The organism is Reyranella sp. (genome assembly GCF_050185545.1).
GTDB lineage: Bacteria > Pseudomonadota > Alphaproteobacteria > Reyranellales > Reyranellaceae > Reyranella.
Window position 1 is genome coordinate 3,792 of record NZ_JBFWZI010000128.1, and the last position, 17,203, is coordinate 20,994.

The window sequence follows — 17,203 nt, forward strand, 5'->3', positions numbered from 1 at the left end:
CAGCCGGACCGGCAGATACACATTGAATTGCTTGACCTCCTCGTCGTCCATTGCATTCCTAGAATGCTAGCAATATAGCAATCAGTCAACTCATCGCAAAGCGAGGAAGCCCGCCACTGGCTACTCGACCAGATGCGCCAGGACATGGAACGTGTGGCGCCGCTGATCGACTTGCCCGCTGCTCGCAATGGCTGAGATCGTCATAAAGGGGCGGCGGGTGCCTGCCCGCTCTTCTAATGTTCGGGCCGCGGGCGTCTCGCCCGCTCATGATTCATGAGAAGAGCGGGCGAGGCGCCCGCGGTCCAAACATGAGGAGAATCACTGTTCGAGAGCCTCGCGCCAGTGAATCTCACTGCACGCCGCCGCCCATTTGGTGCCCGTTCACGCGCCGCCGACGCTAGGGTCGCCGTCCCGGCCGCAGACCTGGAGAGCCCGATGCCCGACCTCACCAAGTTCAACACCCTGACCTTCGATTGCTACGGCACCCTGATCGACTGGGAACGTGGCATTCTGGCCGAGCTGCGCCCATGGGTGGACCGCAACGGGCGCAGGGACCTCGACGACAACGCCATCCTCGAGGTGTTCGGCACCACCGAGGCGACCTGCGAGGCAGAGACGCCGGGCAAGCTCTACCCGGACATCCTGGCCGAGGCGCACCGCCGCCTGGCCGACCAATGGGGCATCAAGGCCGGCGCCGCCGACGCCACCGAGTTCGGCCAATCGGTCGGACGCTGGCCGGCCTTCGCCGACAGCGCCACCTCGCTGCAGTACCTCAAGCGCTACTACAAGCTGGTGATCCTCTCCAACGTCGATCGCGCCTCCTTCGCGCGCAGCAACGAGAAGCTGGGGGTCGCCTTCGATCGCATCATCACCGCCCAGGACGTTGGCTCCTACAAGCCCAGCCTGCGCAACTTCGAATACGCGCTGGCCGACCTGGAACGCACCTTCGCCACCCGGAAGGCCGACATCCTGCATACCGCCCAGAGCATCTTCCACGACGTCGTCCCGGCACGCACCGTCGGCCTGGCCACGATGTGGATCAACCGGCGCAAGACGGACGGCGGCTGGGGCGCCACGCCCGCGCCGCAGGCCAAGGGCGCGCTGACGACGCCCGACATGGAGGTCGGCAGCATGGCCGATTTCGTGGTCTTGCATCAGGCCCACCTTCGCGGCGAATCTGCGTAGCGCGCGGCGGACGGCCCGCGCGAGGCAACGAGGGGGGCATGAAGCAAAGGGGTGGCGGCACGATCCGGCTCGACAGGCTGGACCTCAAGATCCTGGCGACGCTGCAGGCCGCCGGACGCATCAGCAACCTGGAGCTGGCCGACAAGGTCGGGCTGTCGGCCACGCCCTGCATGCAGCGCGTACGACGCATGGAGGCGGCGGGCTACATCAGCGGCTACGGCGCGCGGCTCGAGATCGACCGCATCTGCGGCAACATCGTGGTGTTCACCGAGATCACCCTGGGCAACCACCGTCGCGAGGATTTCCTGAAGTTCGAGCGCGGCATCCAGGAGATCCCGCAGATCCTCAACTGCTTCCTGGTGACCGGCGGCTACGACTACCTGGCGCAGTTCATCGCCCGCGACATCCACGACTACCAGACTGTCGTCGAGGACCTGCTCGACCGCGACCTCGGCGTCGAGAAGTACTTCAGCTACGTCACCATCAAGCAGGTCAAGCGCGGCCTGGGCTACCCGCTCGGGGACCTGGTCGTGCAGCCCGAGCCGTGAGTTCTGAGGTCATGGCTGGGTGCGAAGTCGAAGGGAAAAGTTGGCGCATATGAGTGGTGCGCTCCCAGCAATCTTACGGCGACGGAGGGGTCATGAGCACCGCGACTGTGGCTCATGACCCCTCCGTCTCGGACTACCGAGACACCTCCCAGCAAAGCTGGGGAGGAGAAGAATCGAAGTGCGCGCGCGATCGTCGCGCTCTCCGAGACTGCCCGTGCAGGCGAGCGACTTGTGAGGTAAAGCGGATCGCAGTTTCCGAGTAGTTCCCGCCCTCGAGGACCAACGCCGATGTCACCCCCGGTCACCCGCATCCCCAGCGACGAAAAGCTGCCCCCTTCTGCCGATGTCGTCGTGATCGGCGGCGGCGTCGCAGGCATCACCGCTGCCTACAACCTCGCCAAGAAGGGGCACTCCGTGGCGGTGGTGGAGAAAGGTTACGTCGCCGGCGAGCAGTCCAGTCGCAACTGGGGCTGGTGCCGGCAGCAGAATCGCGACCTGCGCGAACTGGAGCTGGCGCAGCGCGCGGTCGAGATGTGGAACGGCATGAACGAGGAGCTGGGTGCCGAGACCGGCTTCCGGCGCACCGGGTTGGTCTATGTGACGACCAACCCGTCCGACCTCGACACCTGGACGCGCTGGGTCGACTCTGCCCGCGAGCGGCAGATGCGCAGCCACGTACTTTCGGCAGCCGAGGCCAAGGCGATGACGCCGGGCAGCACCGGCAACTGGATCGGCGGCATCCACTCACCGACCGACGGCAGGGCCGAGCCAGCGCTTGCCGTGCCGGCGATCGCCGAAGGGGCGCGCCGGCGGGGCGTCACCATCCACCAGGGTTGCGCCGCGCGCGGGCTCGAGACCTCGGCGGGCCGCGTCTCCGGCGTCGCCACCGAGAAGGGCACTATCCGCACCAGCACCGTGCTGGTCGCCGGTGGAGCCTGGACCTCGATGTTCTGCCGCCATCACGGCATCGACCTGCCGCTGGCCGGCGTGCGCTCGACCTCGTTCTTCACTGCCCCGGCGCCGCAGATCACCGAGGGCGGCATCTCGACGCCGGACGTCACGTTCCGGCGCCGGCTCGACGGCGGCTACACGATCGGCATCAGCGGGCGCGGCCTGCTCGAGCTCACGCCGCAGGGCCTGATGTATGCCAGGCCGTTCTGGCGCACCTTCAAGAAGCGGTACAAGCTCCTGACCATCCGCGCCGGGCGCTCGTTCTTCGACGGCCCCGAGGCGCTGCTGCGCTGGAGCAACGACACGGTCTCGCCGTTCGAACGCATGCGCACCTACGACCCGCCGGCGCAGGAAAAGCTCGTCAGCTTCGCCCTGAAACGCATCGGCGAGATCTACCCCGAGCTCGCCAACCTGAAGATCATGCACAAGTACGGCGGCCTGATCGATTTCACCCCGGACTGGCTGCCGGTGATCTCGGCCATCGACAAGCTGCCCGGCCTGCACGTCTCCGCCGGCTTCAGCGGCCACGGCTTCGGCATCGGCCCGGGCGCCGGGCGCCTGGCGGCCGACATCGTCGCCGGCGACCCGCCGATCGTCGATCCGCAGCCCTTCCGCTACAGCCGCCTCGTCGATGGAACCGATCTCGGCGAGCCGGGCTTGATGTGAGCTCTCATGCTCCTCCCCAGCGGAGCTGGGGAGGTGTCGCCGTCTTACGGCGACGGAGGGGTCGTCGCTGGGAGCGCGCCACGCCGATGGCGCTCTTCTTGTCGATCACACATCCCATGAGCGCCATCGGAGTGGCGCGCTCCCAGCGCATGACCCCTCCGTCCGCGATTGCGCAGACACCTCCCCAGCTTCGCTGGGGAGGAAAATTAGAGGCGCGCTCACGCACCCTCGCCCAGGAAGCGCCGGGCATTGCCCGACAGGACGAAGGCCTGGTCGGCCGCCGACAGGCCGAGCCTCTCCACCGCGGCTACCGGCTCGGTCTCCTCGATGGTGAAGGGATGGTCGGTGCCGATGCAGAGCTGGGTGATGCCGAAGCGCTCGATCAGGAACCGCAAGGTGTCGGCGTCGTAGACCAGCGTGTCGTAGTAGAGCCGGCGCGCCATCTCGGCCGGCGAGCCGCCGGTCGCCTCCTTCATGCCGGGCACCAGCTTCCAGCCGTGCATGAAGCGCGGCAGCACCAGGCCGAACACGCCGCCGCCATGGCTGAAGGCGATACGAAGCTGCGGATGGCGGCCGATGATGCCGCCCATCATCAGCGACACGATCGCCGTCGAGGTCTCGCAGGGAAACAGCGCAAGCGCCGGCATGTTGGGCGGGCCGACCAGCCGTTCCGTGCCGGCGGGATGCAAGGCATGCACGAAGATCGCCGCGCCGAGCCGCTCGGCCGTGGCGAAGAAGGCGGCATAGCGCTTGTCGCCGATCGACACGCCGTTGACGTTGGTGCCGATCTCCACGCCCTTGAAGCCCATCGCCATCAGCCGCTCGAGCTCGGCGGCCGCGCGGTCGGGATCCTGCATTGGCACCATGCCGAGGCCGGCGAAGCGTCCCTTGCCGTCGGCCACCATGGTCGCGATGGAGTCGTTGACGTGGCGCCCGAGCGACTCGGCATCCTCCGCTTCCAGCCAGTAGGACAGCAGCTCCGGCATCGGCGACAGCACCTGGCGCTCGACCCGCGCCGCCTCCATCACCTCGAGGCGCCGTTCCAGGCTCCAGCAATGGTCGCTGACGGTGCGAAACACCTTGCCGGCGATCATGACGTTGCAATGGTGACAGTCGTGCGCCGGCGCCATCGACGGCCAGCGTACATCGGCATGGCGACCGGCATAGGCGGGAAAGCTCGCCGGCACGATGTGGGTGTGGATGTCAGTCGCGCCCGTCGTCATTCGTTCCCTCGATGCCCTTGATGTATCCTGCCCGAAAACTCGAGGCGTCGACGTTATGGGAGATGGCATGAAACTCAAAGACAAAGTCGCCCTCGTCACCGGTACCAGCCCCAACATCGGCGGCGGCATCGCCGAAGGACTGGCCGCCGAAGGCGCCGCGCTGGTCTGCGTCGATGCGCTGGCCGCCAATGCGACGGACTGCGCCAACTACCTGAAGAGCATCGGCGGCAAGGCACTCGGCATCACCTGCGACGTCACCGACCAGGACGCGGTAACCGCCGCGGTGCAGAAGGCGTGCGACACCTTCGGCCGGATCGACGTGCTGGTGAACAATGCCGTCGTGTTCAACAGGAAGGGCGTGCTCACCATGCCGCTCGACCAGTGGCGCAAGCAGATCGACGTGATCCTGACTGGCGCCTTCCTGTTCACCAAGCATGTCGCGCAATCGATGATCGAGCGCCAAGTGCGCGGCAGCATCCTCAACATCGTCTCGACCGCGGGCCACCAGGGCGAGCCCGACAATATCGGCTACTCGACCGCCAAGTGCGGCATGCTCAACTTCACGCGCTCGGCAGCGATGGAACTCGCAAAGCACGGCATCCGCGTCAACAGCCTGACGCCGACTGCGACCGATCCCTCGGAATCGGTGGAGCGCGCCCAGCGCTGGGGCCGGCCGGCGCCCGATCTATCGGCCGCCAAGCCGGTTTTCGAGATGTTTCGCAGCCGCATCCCGATGCAGAAGCTGCCATCGCCCAGCGACTACGGCCGCGCCGCCACCTTCATCGTGTCGTCGGACGCCGCGATGATGACCGGCACCGACCTGCGCATCGATGCCGGCGCGATCGCCCGCTACTGGCCGTGGGATCCTGCCGCCCGGTGACGTGAAAACCCTGGTCTGCCAAGCCTGAGGCCAAGCCCGGCGCCTTAGGCTGCGGCTCCCACTTGAATCAACCGCTGTCTAATCGTCGATTGCGAGGCGCTTTCTATTCTCGCTCGTATCCTCGTACACGCGCCACTCGGCGACCCGCGCATTCTCGATCGTCGCGGTCCACAGGGCGGCGCCCGCCAGGCGCAGGTCAGAGCAGACCGAGTAGCCGACGAGGACGACCGTCTCGCCGGGCGGGAACACTCTTTCGAGTTGATTGCGGTAGTCGGGAAAGGACGCGAAGAATCCCCGCCATGCCTCGATGCAGCGAGACTTGCCCGAGATTGTGTTGTCGGCCGAGTCGATGAACACATGGCGATCGGCCATCAGGGCCGCGAGCCCCTTGAGATCGCGTCGATTGATGCAATCGTTGAACGAGAGGGCGATGCTTGTTGAGCACTCATCCATCGCTTGCTCCGGCGGTCATTTGCTTTGCGCGAGTCCATAGTTTCCCAGAATGGCATCGGCGGCGGCGCGGGCGCGGCGCGCTAACTCGCGCGGGCTCGGCCGGTCGGCCACGCCCAGCAAAAGGCCAACCATCAGGTTGCCCCACAGCAACCCGGTGAAATGCTCGGCCATCTGAGCAGGCTCGCCGTCGAGCAATCGAGACGACCGGGCCTGGGAAAGGATCGATCGCAAGGCGGTTCGGATCGCCTCGCCGCCTATGGAGTCCACGGCCCGCGCGACCTCCGGCGCGCGCGTGGCCTCGGCGATGGCGAGCCGGAACACGGCGACAACGGCGGGATCGCTGATCTCGGTCAGGAACTGCGTTCCGAAGGCCGTCAGCACATCCGCGAGCGCCTCACGATCCAGCGCCCTCGGCAGATCGACGGGCACCCGCAGCCGCCTTACCCGCGCGCCGATGCAGGCCGCCAGTATCTCCTGCTTGTTGCCCACGAGGGCGTAGAGCGTCGCCTTCGAGACCTGCGCGCGCGTGGCGATCTCGAGCGTGCTGGTGCCCGCATAGCCGCCTTCGGTGAAAGCCCTGAAGGCTGCCGAGAGAATGCGCTGGCGGACCGCCGATTCGCCGGAATCCGGCCGGGATTGCCTGGATGTCGATTTCGTCACGACCCTCCCTTGACACAGTACCGTGCGGTACCCAACTCGGTTATCGACAGTACCACTCGGTACTGACCGACGACAGCCCGATGCCGATCAGGGCCCGCATCGGCAAGGGGCGAACGCGAGGGAAAGGATTTGGACATGACCCCTGGAAAGGTTCTCGTCACAGGCGCCTCGGGCGGGCAGCAAGGCCGGACCGGCCGGCACGTCGCCGAAATGCTGCTCGCCCGCGGCATCCCGGTGCGCGCCTTCGTCCATCGCATCGACGAACGATCGGAGCGATTGCGCCGCCTCGGCGCGGAGGTGGTCGACGGCGACTTTCTCGACATCCGCTCTGTCCAGCGCGCGGCTCGCGGCGTCTCGTCGATCTACTTCGCCTACCCGGTCCAGGACGGTCTGCTCGACGCGACGGCGGCGATGGCCGTTGCCGCCCGCGAAGCAGGCGTCTCCCGGCTCGTCGATCTCGAGATGCTGATATCGTCGCCCGACGCCCCGACGCCGCGCATGCGGCAGAACTACCTGTCCGAGCAGGTCTTCGAATGGGCCGGGATCGGGGCGACGCATGTCAGGGCCACGGTCTTTTACGAAAATCTCCGGGTGCTCTTCCGCCTGAACCAGTCGGCCGAGGGAACGATTCGGCTGCCCTGGGGCAATCGTCTCGACGCAAGGATCGCGCTCGTCGCGGCCGAGGACGTGGCACGGGTCGCGGTCGGCCTGCTCGCCACAGCCTCGGTGCCGGCCGGCTCCGCCTTCCCGTTGATCGGTGAGGTCATCTCGTTTCGGGAAATCATCGCGGCCTTCCAGCGGACGCTCGGGCGCGAGCTGCGATACGAGGAAATCTCGGACCAGGAGTGGCAGAGCGGCGCCCTCGCCCGCGGCGCATCTCGGCACGCGGTCGAGCACCTCTCCAACCTCTGGCGCACGTTGCGCGGCTTTGCCCAGCAACCGCAGACGTTCAAGGTCAGCGACACGATCGAGACCGTGGGCGGCGCGAAACCCAAGACCTTCGAGACGTTCCTCCAGGAGGAGAAGGACGCGTTGAAAATCGACATGGCCAGGACCGCCTAGAAGGGAGTCTGCTATGCACAGACGACACCTGCTGATCGCTCCCCTGCTTCCGCTCGTGATGCGCCCGGAGGCGCTCGCCGACCCCCTCAAGAAGGAGGCCACCATGAACGAGCTGACGCAACGGATCATCGAGACCAACGGCATCCGGCTCAGCATTGCCGAGCAGGGCAAGGGACCGCTGGTGCTGCTGTGCCATGGCTTCCCCGAATCCTGGTACTCCTGGCGCCACCAGCTTGGTGCGCTGGCCGCGGCGGGCTTCCACGCCGTGGCGCCCGACATGCGCGGCTACGGCAAAAGCGACCGGCCGGCAGCCATCGACCGCTACACGATCTTCGATCTGGTCGGCGACCTCGTGGGCATCCTCGACGCGCTCGGGGCTCGGACCGCCGTCCTCGTCGGCCACGACTGGGGCGCGACGGTCGCCTGGCATGCCGCGCTGCTGCGTCCCGACCGCTTCCGGGCGATCGTGGCGCTCAGCGTTCCGTTCCGGCCGCGCGGCCCGGTGCCACCGACCAGCGTCATGCCGCGAACGGCTGATGCCCAGTTCTATCAGCTCTACTTCCAGGAGCCCGGGCCTGCCGAAGCGGAGTTCGAACGCGATCCGCGCGCGACGCTGCGCAACATGCTCTTCGGCGCCTCGGGCGACGCGACGCGCGGTGGAGGTGCGGAAGCCGGTGGCAGCATCGGCATGGTGCCGCGAGGCGGCGGTTTCCTGCGAGGGGCGGCGGCGCCGGCGACACTGCCGCAATGGCTGAGCGAACGCGACATCGACTTCTATGCGGCCGAGTTTCGGCGCACCGGCTTCAGTGGCCCGCTGAACTGGTATCGCAACATCGACCGCAACTGGCAGCTGCTGGCGCCCTTCGCCGGTGCCCCGGTGACGGTGCCGGCGCTCTACGTCGCCGGTGATCGCGACATTGTCGTCGCCTTCCCCGGCATGGATCAGCTGCTGGCCAACCTCAAGCGCTTCGTCCCCGGGCTGCGCAACACGGTGATGCTGCCGGGCTGCGGCCACTGGACCCAGCAGGAGCGGCCGGCCGAGGTCAATGCCGCGATCCTGGATTTCCTCCGCACCTTGCCCGGCTGACCGCACCCACTACCATGCGATTGACTACTCGGTGTGCGGCGGCGCTTCGATTGCCCAGCTCGGATCGGCGCCGGATGGGTGATCCATGAAGAACACCCACGTGCCGTCGGGCAGCCGGCGATGGACCTCCATGCCGTGGTGATGTACCTCGGTCGGCTTGCCGTCCTTGTCGGTGCCCCTGATCAGCCATTGCGATCGCGTCATCGCGAAGTCGCCGGCGATCGTCGTATGATGGGTCACGACATCCATATGCGGCTTCAGGCCGATATAGGCCGCCATCGTTTTGCGGATGCCCGCCGCGCCGCGGGCGATGGTGGAACCGCCGTGGATATCGTCGATCTGAACGATCGAGGCCTCGGGATGGTACATCGCCGCCGCGGCATCGACGTCCTGCGCATTGAAGGCGCGCGCCAGCCAGAGATTGCAAAGTTCAGGGGAAGGAGCGCCCATTCTCGACTCCCAGTCTGTTGATGATGGTCGGTCGATCGTCGCGTTCACGCGGTAGTCTTCGTCGACTTCTTCGACCGATCCGCCGGTTCGGGGACATGGAATCTGTCGGCCTGCGCGACAACCGACGCAGGCGCGGATTCTCCCTCCCGCCATCCGGTAGTCTGAGCATGCAACAGTCGCATGGGTCCGACACGTCAGGCTTCGTAGGTCTGACACAGCGAATAGATCAAGGGCTGTGCCGACTTGGCGATGCCTGCCGCTTCCTTCATGTGCTTCTGCGCCACGGGACTGTTGAGCATCGCCTCGAAGTCGGCCTTGCTGCGCCACTGCGCGTAATTGGCGACATGGCGGCGATCGTCGGCGACATGGAAGCTCGCCGAGATGAAGCCAGGCATGTGGCGCATGGTCTGCTCGGTCGCCCGCGACAGGACCTCGAGGAGGTCGTCCACGTTATCTGGCGCGACAGTGAAGGTATTGATCAGTGTCACCACGCCACTGTCGGTATTGAGGGTCGTCATGACTGGCTCCTCCGTGTGTGCATGGGTTTGCTCCAAAGGGTGGTAATGCCGGGCGACCCATCCGGGTTTCACGGAAAAACTGGGCAAATGACGCCGGGACACGACACTTCCGATGGCATCCGGCGCCGGATTCACACACCACGCGATTGACCCCGCGGCGGCCCCCGGATAGGTTCCCGCCCTTTTTCGACCAACCGGCGGATGGCCGCCCATGCTCCAGATCCTCGTCGAGGCGCTGGCCAAGACCTATCGCGTCGCCGAACGTGCGCCCGGGTTGGCCGGAGCGCTGAGCGGCCTCGTTCGCCGGCGGTGGCGGGAGGTCCATGCCCTGGCCGACGTCTCCTTCAGCCTCGAGGCGGGCGAGCTGCTGGCCTTCATCGGCCCCAACGGCGCGGGCAAGTCCACGACCGTGAAGATCCTGTCGGGCATCCTGCGGCCGACCAGCGGCCGGGTCGAGGTGGGCGGCCTCGTTCCCTATGAGAACCGTATACGACACGTGGCGCGCATCGGCGTGGTGTTCGGCCAGCGCAGCCAGCTCTGGTGGGACCTGCCCGTCATCGACGGCTTCGATCTGCTGGCCGACATCTATCGCGTCGAGCCAGCCCGCTATCGCCGGCGGCGCGACGAGCTCGTCGCCATGCTGCGGCTCGAGCCGTTGCTCGACCAGCCGGTACGCCAGCTCTCGCTCGGCCAGCGGATGCGGGCGGAGTTCGCCGCCGCCCTGCTGCACGATCCCGCCATCCTGTTCCTCGACGAGCCGACCATCGGGCTCGATGCGCCCTCCAAGCTCGCCGTGCGCGCCTTCGTGCGACAGCTGAACCGCGAGCAGGGCGTGACGGTGCTGCTCACCACCCACGACATGCACGATGTCGAGGCGCTGGCCGAGCGCGTCATCGTCATCGGCCAGGGACGCCTGCTCACCGACGGCCCTTTCGCGAGCCTGCGCGCCGGCGTTCTGGCGGAGCGACGGCTCCATGTCGACTTCGCCGGTCCCGCGCCCGAATTCGAGATGCCGGGCGTCACGGTCCGTGCCCGCACCGAACGCTCGCTCGAGCTCGCCTTCGATCCGGCGGACATCCCCACCCCCAAACTGATTGCCGCCATCACAACCCGGCACGCCGTCGACGACATTCATGTCGACGAGCCCGCCATCGAGGAGGTGATCGCGCGCTTCTACGACCTGCACGACGCTCGCGAGGCATGACGATGCAGGCGATGCGGCCCTATCTCGCGGCCTTCCGCGCGCGCTTCCAGCTGATGCTGCAGTACCGCGCCGCAGCACTGGCGGGCTTCGGCACGCAATGCTGGTGGGGCGCCCTCAGGATCATGGTCTTCGCCGCCTTCTATGGCGTCCACGCGGCGGCGGCGCCGATCAGCCTCGCCGATGCCGTCACCTATGTGTGGCTGGGCCAGGCGCTGCTGGCGCTGCTGCCCTGGGTCGCCGACCCGGAGATCGGACAGGCGGTGCGCACCGGCGGCGTCGGCTACGACCGGCTGCGTCCGCTCGACGCCTACGGCTACTGGTATGCCCGCACGCTCGGATGGATGCTCGCCCGCGCCGCGCCGCGCGCAGCACTGATGATCCTGACGGCAGGCCTCGTCCTGCCGCTCGTGGGTCTCGGTGCCTGGGCATGGCGGCCGCCGTCGGGCATGGCGGCGGCGTTGCTGTTCATCCCCGCCTTCGTGCTCATGACGGCGCTCGGCGCGGCCGTCCTCATGCTGGCGAACATCATCGTCGCCGCCTCGCTCAACGAGCGCGGCGTGAACGCCGTCCTGACGCCGTTGGTGATCGTCTTTTCCGGCTCCCTTCTGCCGCTCGATTTCTTTCCCGACGCCCTGCGGCCATTCCTGCACGTGCAACCCTTCGCCGGGCTCGTCGACATTCCGTTCCGCATCTACTTCGCCGATCTGCGGGGCGGCGCGGCGCTGCAGGGCCTGGCCCTTCAGGCGGGCTGGACCGTGGTGCTGATAGGCCTCGGCCGGCTGGCCATGGAGCGCATGATGCGCCGGCTCGAGATGCAGGGCGGCTGACCATGAACGCGTTCGCCCTCTATGGCCGCTATGCCGTGACCTCGCTGCGCGCACAGGCGCAGTATCCGGCGGCGACCCTGTTGCTCACCGCTGGCCACTGCGCGGCGACGGCGATCGAGATCCTGAGAATCTTCGCGCTGTTCGATCGCTTCGGCCCGGTGGGTGGCTGGTCGTTCGGCGAGGCCGCCCTGTTCTACGCGCTGGTCAACATCATGTTCTCGCTCGCCGACCTGCTCACCCGGGGCTTCGAGGTGTTCGGGACGGACTTCGTGCGTACCGGCGCCTTCGACCGGCTTCTGCTGCGACCGCGCGCCGCCGCGCTGCAGCTCGCAGGCCACGAGGTCCGACTGTCGCGATTGGGACGGTTCGTGCAGGCCTTCGCCGTCCTGATCCTCGCGAGCTCTCTAGTCCCGATCGACTGGAATGCGGCCGCGATCGCCACCGCCCTGTGGGCGGTCGCCGGCGGCGTGGCGCTGTTCAGCGGGATCCTGGTCCTGCAGGCCACGCTTGCCTTCTGGACCGTCGAAAGTCTCGAGATCGCGCACGTGCTCACCTATGGCGGCGTCCAGGCAGCGCAGTATCCCCTCAACATCTATGCCGCCTGGTTCCGGCGGCTCCTCACCTTCGGCGTGCCGCTCGCCTGCGTGGCCTACTACCCGGCGCTCGCCATCCTGAAGCGGCCGGATCCACTCGGAGCGCCGGACTGGCTTCTGCCGATCGCGCCGGCCGCGGGCTTCGCGTTCCTCGGCTTGTCGTTCCTGGCCTGGCGCGCCGGCATGGCGCGTTACGCGTCGACTGGCAGCTGAGGTCAGCCAGCCGCGGTCCCCGCCGAGGCCTGACCCAAGGACCATGGGAACAGCCAGCGCTGGATCACGTCGACCGAGCGGAAGAGGACCAGGCTCAGAGCGACCAGCAGGCTCAGAGCGGCGAAGGCCTGCGGCACCTTGAAGAACGACGTCGAGAAGAAGATCAGGTAGCCTAGCCCCCGCTCGGCAGCGGCGAACTCGGCCACAACGGCGCCGATCAGGGACAGTGTCGTCGAGACGCGGAAGGCGCTGAACATGTAGGGCAGCGCATAGGGCAGCCGGATATGCAGCATCTGGCGATGGCGGCTGGCACGCAGGGCGCGGGACATCTCGATCATCTCCGCCGGCGTCGCCGTCAGCCCCGTGACGGTCGAGACCATGATGGGGAAGAAGGTGATCATGAAGGTGATGACGACGCGCGGCAGATCATCGGTGCCGAACATCACCACGATGATCGGCGCCACGGCGACCACGGGAGTCGACTGCACCACGACCAGAAGGGGATAGAGGGTGCGCGACAGAAGCGTCCACGAGGCGAGCGCCATGCCGAGCGGCACCGAGATGACGACCGCCGCTACGTAGCCGGTCGCGGCGACGCTGAGCGTCGCCCAGACGTGGCCAAGCCACACCGACCACGAGAGACCGGTGAAGCTCGCCAGGATCGCCGATGGTGCCGGCAACAGGAAGGCCTTCACGTCGAACAGGCGGCAACCCGTCTCCCACAGCGCGATCAGGCCGAGGAACGTCAGCGGCGCGGCGAAGCGGCGCGCGAGCTCCACCAGCACCTTGCTAGGCGGCTTGGCGGCCGGAGAAGAGGCGGCGACGGATGTCGTTTGCAAGGTCATGGAAGATCGGATCGGACAAGGTAGCGAGGCTGCGCGGGCGCGGCAGCGGCACCTCCAGGATCTCGCGGACCCGGCCGGGACGCGGCGTCATGATGACGAGCCGGTCGGCTACCAGCACGGCCTCAGGAATGGAGTGGGTGATGAAGAGCACCGTCTTGGGCCGCCCCTCCCAGATGCGCAGCAGCTCGAACGCCATCTCGTCGCGCGTGAGGGCATCCAGCGCCGAGAACGGTTCGTCCATCAGCAGGATGTCGGGATCGAGCAGCAGGGTACGGGCGATCGCCACGCGCTGCTGCATGCCGCCCGACAACTCGTCGATGCGGCGATGGGCGAACTCCGCGAGCCCGACCAGCGCCAGGAGATCGCGCGCGCGAGCCAGCTCGACATGGCTCACCGCGCCGTACTTGTGTCTCATCGGGAAGGTGGCGTTTCCCAGCACGTCGAACCAGGGCAGCAGGACCGGCCGCTGGAAGACGATGCCGATCTCGTCGGGTGGCTCTTTGACGGGGCGACCGTAGATGCTGACCCGTCCGGCGGTCGGCGCGATCAACCCGGCGGCCAACCGCAGCAGGGTGGACTTGCCGCAACCCGAGGGACCGAGGATCGCCAGGAATTCGTGGCGGCCGACATCGAGGCTGATGCCGTCGAGCGCAGCGATGCCGGGACCGCGCTCGACAGGGAAGACGCAGCCGACACCGTCGAAGCGGATGACCGTATTCATGCCTATCGCAGGAAGGAGCGATCGACCACCCCCTGCGGATCGATCTTGTCGGCCGGCATGTTCAGGGACCTGGCGACCCACACCCAGGTCTCCTTGAGGAGCGCCGGATCGAAGGTCCCCATGCCGTGCTGCTTGCTGACCTCATTGACCATCAGGGGAATCGACGCCTTCCACTGGCCCTCGGCCACGGCTTCGTCGATCTCGGGCGCAAAGGCCTTCACCGAAACGGCGGCGAGCCTGGGGTCGGCAAGGCCCGCCTCCTGCGCCTTGCGATAGGCGCGCACGAACTTGCGCACGGTCTCCGGCCGCTCGCGGATCATCTTCTCGCTCGCCATCAGCGAGTAGGCATAGCCCTGGAAACCGTAGTCGAACCAGGGAATGACCTTGATCTGCTTTCCGTTGGCGGCCAGCACCTTCTCGAACAGAGGCACGTTGGTCATCCAGCTCACGGTGCCGTCGACCTTGCCGACGGCGAGCATGGGCGCCAGCGCCGGCGGATCGACCTTGATGAGCTCGATCTTCGCCGGATCGACCTTGTTGGCCTGCAGCACCAGCGGCCAGATGACGTTGGAGGAGGAGAAGGTGCCGGTCGCCACCTTGCGGCCCGGCAGATCATTCAGCGCCGCGATCGGCCCGCCCGCGGCCGTGAAGATAGCGTCCGGCTGCTTGGTGTAGATCGATGCGACGGCCTTGACCGGCGCACCAGTCTCGGCTCTCGCCTGCATCAGCGCGGCGATCCCCGCCGCCGTCAGGTCCGCGACACCCGAGGCCGTCTTGGTCACGGCGTCGGCGCTGCCGCGACCGGACTGGATCTCCACATCGAGCCCTTCGGCGGCGAAGAAGCCCTTGTGCACGCCGATATAGACGAATGCCTTGTCGCCGCCGGCCACCCAGTCGTTGACCCAGCGCACCTTCTCGCCGGCCCACGCCGGGTTCGCGATCAGCAGGAATGCCGCCAACCATCCGATCCGCTTCATGTCTCACCCCGTTCCGTAACTTCGCTGGTACATCTCACGCAGGTGCCGCTCGACCGTCGTCGGCGCGAAGAGCGGCGCCTCGCCTGGTTCGATCGGCACGATCGGGTGCTCGGGATGGCCGTTGTAGAAGAAGGGCAGCGAGTAGCGGTCGCCGCCGCCGTTGATCACGCGATGCCGTGTCGAGCGGAAGCGGCCATTGGTCCAGCGCGCCATCAGGTCACCGAGATTGACGACGAAGGTGCCCGGCAGCGGCGTCGCCTCGATCCATCCGTCGGGCGACTGGACCTGCAGGCCGCCCTCTGCGTCCTGCCACAGGATGGTGATGGCCCCGAAGTCGGTGTGCGCTCCGGCGCCGATCTGGTGCCGCAACGCGTCCCCCGGCTGAGGCGGATAGTGCAGCAGGCGCAAGGTGCAGACGGGCTCCTGGCAGAAGTCCGCAAAGTGATCCTCCGGCAGGTCGAGCGCCAGCGCAATGCCGCGCATCAGCGTCTCGGCAACGACCACCATGGCATCGATGTAGCTCTCCATCGCCGGCCGAAAGCCGGGAAGTGCCGGCCACTGGTTGGCGCCGCAGTTGAAGTGCCCGGCCCGCACGTATGGATGGTCCTCCGCGAGTTCCGGCCCGACATAAAAGCTCTCCTTCAGGTCGGCGGGCTTGCCGGGGTCGAGCACCTGCCCGCCTACCGGCGAATAGCCGCGCGCCGCCCTGGAGTGCTTCATGTGCAGTAGGGTCTTGGCCTCGATTGGCAACGCGAACAGCGCCTTGGCCTGCGCGAGCGTGGCCTTGATCAGGTCCTGCGGCACGCCATGACCCGCGATATAGAAGAAGCCGTACTCCCGGCACGCAGCCCGGATCACCCGGCCTTCTCGCGCATCAATGGTCGAAATGTCGATGACCGGCAGCACGTCTCAGCCCGCCATCGCCGTGACACCCTGTCGACAGCGCATCAGTGGCTGGATGCGCCGGCCGAACACCTCGATGCCATCGACGAAATCGTCGAAGCAGAGCATCAGGCCGCTGGTGCCGGGCACCGACGCCGCTTCGTCGAGCATGCGCGCCACGCTGGCGTACGAACCGACCAGCGTGCCCATGTTGAGGTTGATCGGCCGTTCCGGCAGCGCCTTCTTGCGCGACGACGAGGTGGCAGGGGCATTGGCGTCGGCCAGCGCCTGGCCGATCATCCACCCCACGGCCTCGCGGTCGAGCCCATCGTTGTAGAGATGCCACTTGGCCATGGCAGCTTCATTGGTTTCGTCGGCGATCACCATGAACAGAATGCAGGCGCCGACGTCGCGACCGGTCTCGCTCACTGCAGCCGCGAGCCGGGCGGTCGAGCCGGCATGCGCCTTTGGCGTGTTCAGCCCAACTCCCTGGAAGAAGTTCGCGTCGCCATGGCGGGCAGTGAATTGCATGCCGGCGTCGCTTTGGCCGGCGCAGATGATGCGGATCGGCGCCCGGGGCTGCGGCAGCAGGCGGCAATCGTCCATCTGGAAGAACTCGCCCTTGAAGTCGCTGCGGCCCGTCTCCCAGAGTTCGCGCATGATCCGGACATACTCACCCGCCTGCTCGTAGCGGCGGGCGTAGTGCAGTTCACCTGGCCACAGGCCCATCTGCTCGTACTCGGCGCGCTGCCATCCCGTGACGATGTTGAGGCCGAACCGCCCACCCGAGACCTCGTCGATGGTAACGGCCATGCGCGCGGCGATGGCCGGCGGCACGGCGAGCGTTCCGACCGAAGCATAGAGCTTGATGCTCCTGGTGACTGGCGCCAGCGCCGCCATCAGGGTGAACGACTCAAGGTTGAAGTCCCAGAAATGACTGGCGCCGCCGAAGCCGCGCAGCTTGATCATCGAGAGCGCGAAGTCGAGGCCGTAGGCTTCGGCCTTCTGCACGATCGTCCGGTTGAGCTCGAAGGTCGGCAGGTACTGCGGCGACGTGGTCGAGATCAGCCAGCCATTGTTGCCGATCGGTATGAAGACGCCGACTTCCATGCCGGGCCTCAGGCCGCCATAGCCTGCCGGTATTTTTCGAGCAGCCAAAAATTGAACTGCTGCAAGGTCCGCTCCAGCGGCCCATAAATGCCGCTCGGCAGGAATCGCGAACTTTTCGCCGCCTGCATGCCGAGATTGACCGGCACAT

Annotated in this window: 19 protein-coding genes; 9 read left to right on the plus strand and 10 right to left on the minus strand. The window is 67.0% G+C overall.

Annotated features, from left to right (window positions below; genetic code table 11):
• Positions 1-435: 435 nt before the first annotated feature.
• The 3 genes from AB7O82_RS26525 to AB7O82_RS26535 all read left to right on the plus strand — a co-directional run bounded on the left by AB7O82_RS26525 (position 436) and on the right by AB7O82_RS26535 (position 3,350).
• Positions 436-1,185: a haloacid dehalogenase type II gene (locus tag AB7O82_RS26525; RefSeq protein ID WP_428554150.1), complete on the plus strand. Its 750-nt coding sequence runs from the start codon at positions 436-438 to the stop codon at positions 1,183-1,185.
• A gap of 38 nt (positions 1,186-1,223) precedes the next feature.
• On the plus strand, positions 1,224-1,733 hold the full coding sequence (locus AB7O82_RS26530; RefSeq protein WP_428620545.1) for an Lrp/AsnC family transcriptional regulator: 510 nt from the start codon (positions 1,224-1,226) through the stop codon (positions 1,731-1,733).
• 288 nt (positions 1,734-2,021) lie between these two features.
• Positions 2,022-3,350 carry an NAD(P)/FAD-dependent oxidoreductase gene (locus AB7O82_RS26535; RefSeq protein ID WP_428554146.1) on the plus strand — a complete coding sequence of 443 codons (1,329 nt, stop codon included), beginning with the start codon at positions 2,022-2,024 and terminating at the stop codon, positions 3,348-3,350.
• 218 nt (positions 3,351-3,568) lie between these two features.
• On the opposite strand, the gene AB7O82_RS26540 is transcribed toward AB7O82_RS26535, so the two are convergent.
• Positions 3,569-4,573, minus strand: a complete 1,005-nt coding sequence (locus tag AB7O82_RS26540; protein WP_428620547.1) for an amidohydrolase family protein — start codon at positions 4,571-4,573, stop codon at positions 3,569-3,571.
• Positions 4,574-4,640: 67 nt separating this feature from the next.
• On the opposite strand from AB7O82_RS26540, the gene AB7O82_RS26545 reads away from it, so the two are divergent.
• Positions 4,641-5,453, plus strand: a complete 813-nt coding sequence (locus AB7O82_RS26545) for an SDR family NAD(P)-dependent oxidoreductase (RefSeq protein ID WP_428620548.1) — start codon at positions 4,641-4,643, stop codon at positions 5,451-5,453.
• A 78-nt stretch (positions 5,454-5,531) separates the two neighbouring features.
• Here the strand turns inward: AB7O82_RS26545 and AB7O82_RS26550 are convergent, their stop codons facing one another.
• Positions 5,532-5,906: a nuclear transport factor 2 family protein gene (locus tag AB7O82_RS26550; RefSeq protein ID WP_428552972.1), complete on the minus strand. Its 375-nt coding sequence runs from the start codon at positions 5,904-5,906 to the stop codon at positions 5,532-5,534.
• A gap of 15 nt (positions 5,907-5,921) precedes the next feature.
• Positions 5,922-6,566 (minus strand): TetR/AcrR family transcriptional regulator, encoded by a 645-nt coding sequence (locus AB7O82_RS26555; protein ID WP_428620549.1) that lies wholly within the window; start codon positions 6,564-6,566, stop codon positions 5,922-5,924.
• 135 nt (positions 6,567-6,701) lie between these two features.
• On the opposite strand from AB7O82_RS26555, the gene AB7O82_RS26560 reads away from it, so the two are divergent.
• A complete protein-coding gene (locus AB7O82_RS26560) occupies positions 6,702-7,628 on the plus strand; it encodes an NmrA family NAD(P)-binding protein (protein WP_428552977.1) in 927 nt (308 codons plus the stop codon).
• A 103-nt stretch (positions 7,629-7,731) separates the two neighbouring features.
• Complete coding sequence (locus AB7O82_RS26565; protein WP_428620560.1) at positions 7,732-8,715, plus strand: alpha/beta fold hydrolase; 984 nt, start codon at positions 7,732-7,734, stop codon at positions 8,713-8,715.
• Between the two features lie 24 nt (positions 8,716-8,739).
• On the opposite strand, the gene AB7O82_RS26570 is transcribed toward AB7O82_RS26565, so the two are convergent.
• A complete protein-coding gene (locus tag AB7O82_RS26570) occupies positions 8,740-9,165 on the minus strand; it encodes a YybH family protein (RefSeq protein ID WP_428552979.1) in 426 nt (141 codons plus the stop codon).
• Positions 9,166-9,359: 194 nt separating this feature from the next.
• Positions 9,360-9,683 (minus strand): putative quinol monooxygenase, encoded by a 324-nt coding sequence (locus tag AB7O82_RS26575; RefSeq protein WP_428552982.1) that lies wholly within the window; start codon positions 9,681-9,683, stop codon positions 9,360-9,362.
• A 211-nt stretch (positions 9,684-9,894) separates the two neighbouring features.
• Here AB7O82_RS26575 and AB7O82_RS26580 point away from each other — a divergent pair, with 211 nt between their 5' ends.
• From AB7O82_RS26580 to AB7O82_RS26590, 3 genes are read left to right on the plus strand one after another with little or no spacing between them, the layout of a single operon-like run.
• Positions 9,895-10,887: an ABC transporter ATP-binding protein gene (locus AB7O82_RS26580; RefSeq protein WP_428552985.1), complete on the plus strand. Its 993-nt coding sequence runs from the start codon at positions 9,895-9,897 to the stop codon at positions 10,885-10,887.
• A complete protein-coding gene (locus AB7O82_RS26585; protein ID WP_428552988.1) occupies positions 10,884-11,714 on the plus strand; it encodes an ABC transporter permease in 831 nt (276 codons plus the stop codon). The genes AB7O82_RS26580 and AB7O82_RS26585 overlap by 4 nt, the downstream gene beginning before the upstream one ends.
• Before the next feature lie 2 nt (positions 11,715-11,716).
• Complete coding sequence (locus AB7O82_RS26590) at positions 11,717-12,520, plus strand: ABC transporter permease (protein WP_428620551.1); 804 nt, start codon at positions 11,717-11,719, stop codon at positions 12,518-12,520.
• Positions 12,521-12,522: 2 nt separating this feature from the next.
• On the opposite strand, the gene AB7O82_RS26595 is transcribed toward AB7O82_RS26590, so the two are convergent.
• Genes AB7O82_RS26595 through rutA form a run of 5 tightly spaced genes read right to left on the minus strand, consistent with a single transcriptional unit; the run spans position 12,523 to position 17,055 of the window.
• The gene (locus tag AB7O82_RS26595; protein ID WP_428620552.1) at positions 12,523-13,365 is read right to left on the minus strand and encodes an ABC transporter permease; all 843 of its coding nucleotides are present in this window, start codon (positions 13,363-13,365) and stop codon (positions 12,523-12,525) included.
• Positions 13,310-14,086, minus strand: a complete 777-nt coding sequence (locus AB7O82_RS26600; protein ID WP_428620554.1) for an ABC transporter ATP-binding protein — start codon at positions 14,084-14,086, stop codon at positions 13,310-13,312. Before AB7O82_RS26600 ends, AB7O82_RS26595 begins: the two co-directional genes overlap by 56 nt.
• Positions 14,087-14,088: 2 nt before the next feature.
• Entirely contained in the window at positions 14,089-15,063 is a 975-nt protein-coding gene (locus AB7O82_RS26605; protein WP_428620555.1) for an ABC transporter substrate-binding protein, read from the minus strand.
• Between the two features lie 3 nt (positions 15,064-15,066).
• Entirely contained in the window at positions 15,067-15,969 is a 903-nt protein-coding gene (locus AB7O82_RS26610) for an isopenicillin N synthase family dioxygenase (RefSeq protein WP_428620557.1), read from the minus strand.
• 3 nt (positions 15,970-15,972) lie between these two features.
• On the minus strand, positions 15,973-17,055 hold the full coding sequence (rutA, locus tag AB7O82_RS26615) for a pyrimidine utilization protein A (RefSeq protein ID WP_428620558.1): 1,083 nt from the start codon (positions 17,053-17,055) through the stop codon (positions 15,973-15,975).
• Positions 17,056-17,203 lie beyond the last annotated feature (148 nt).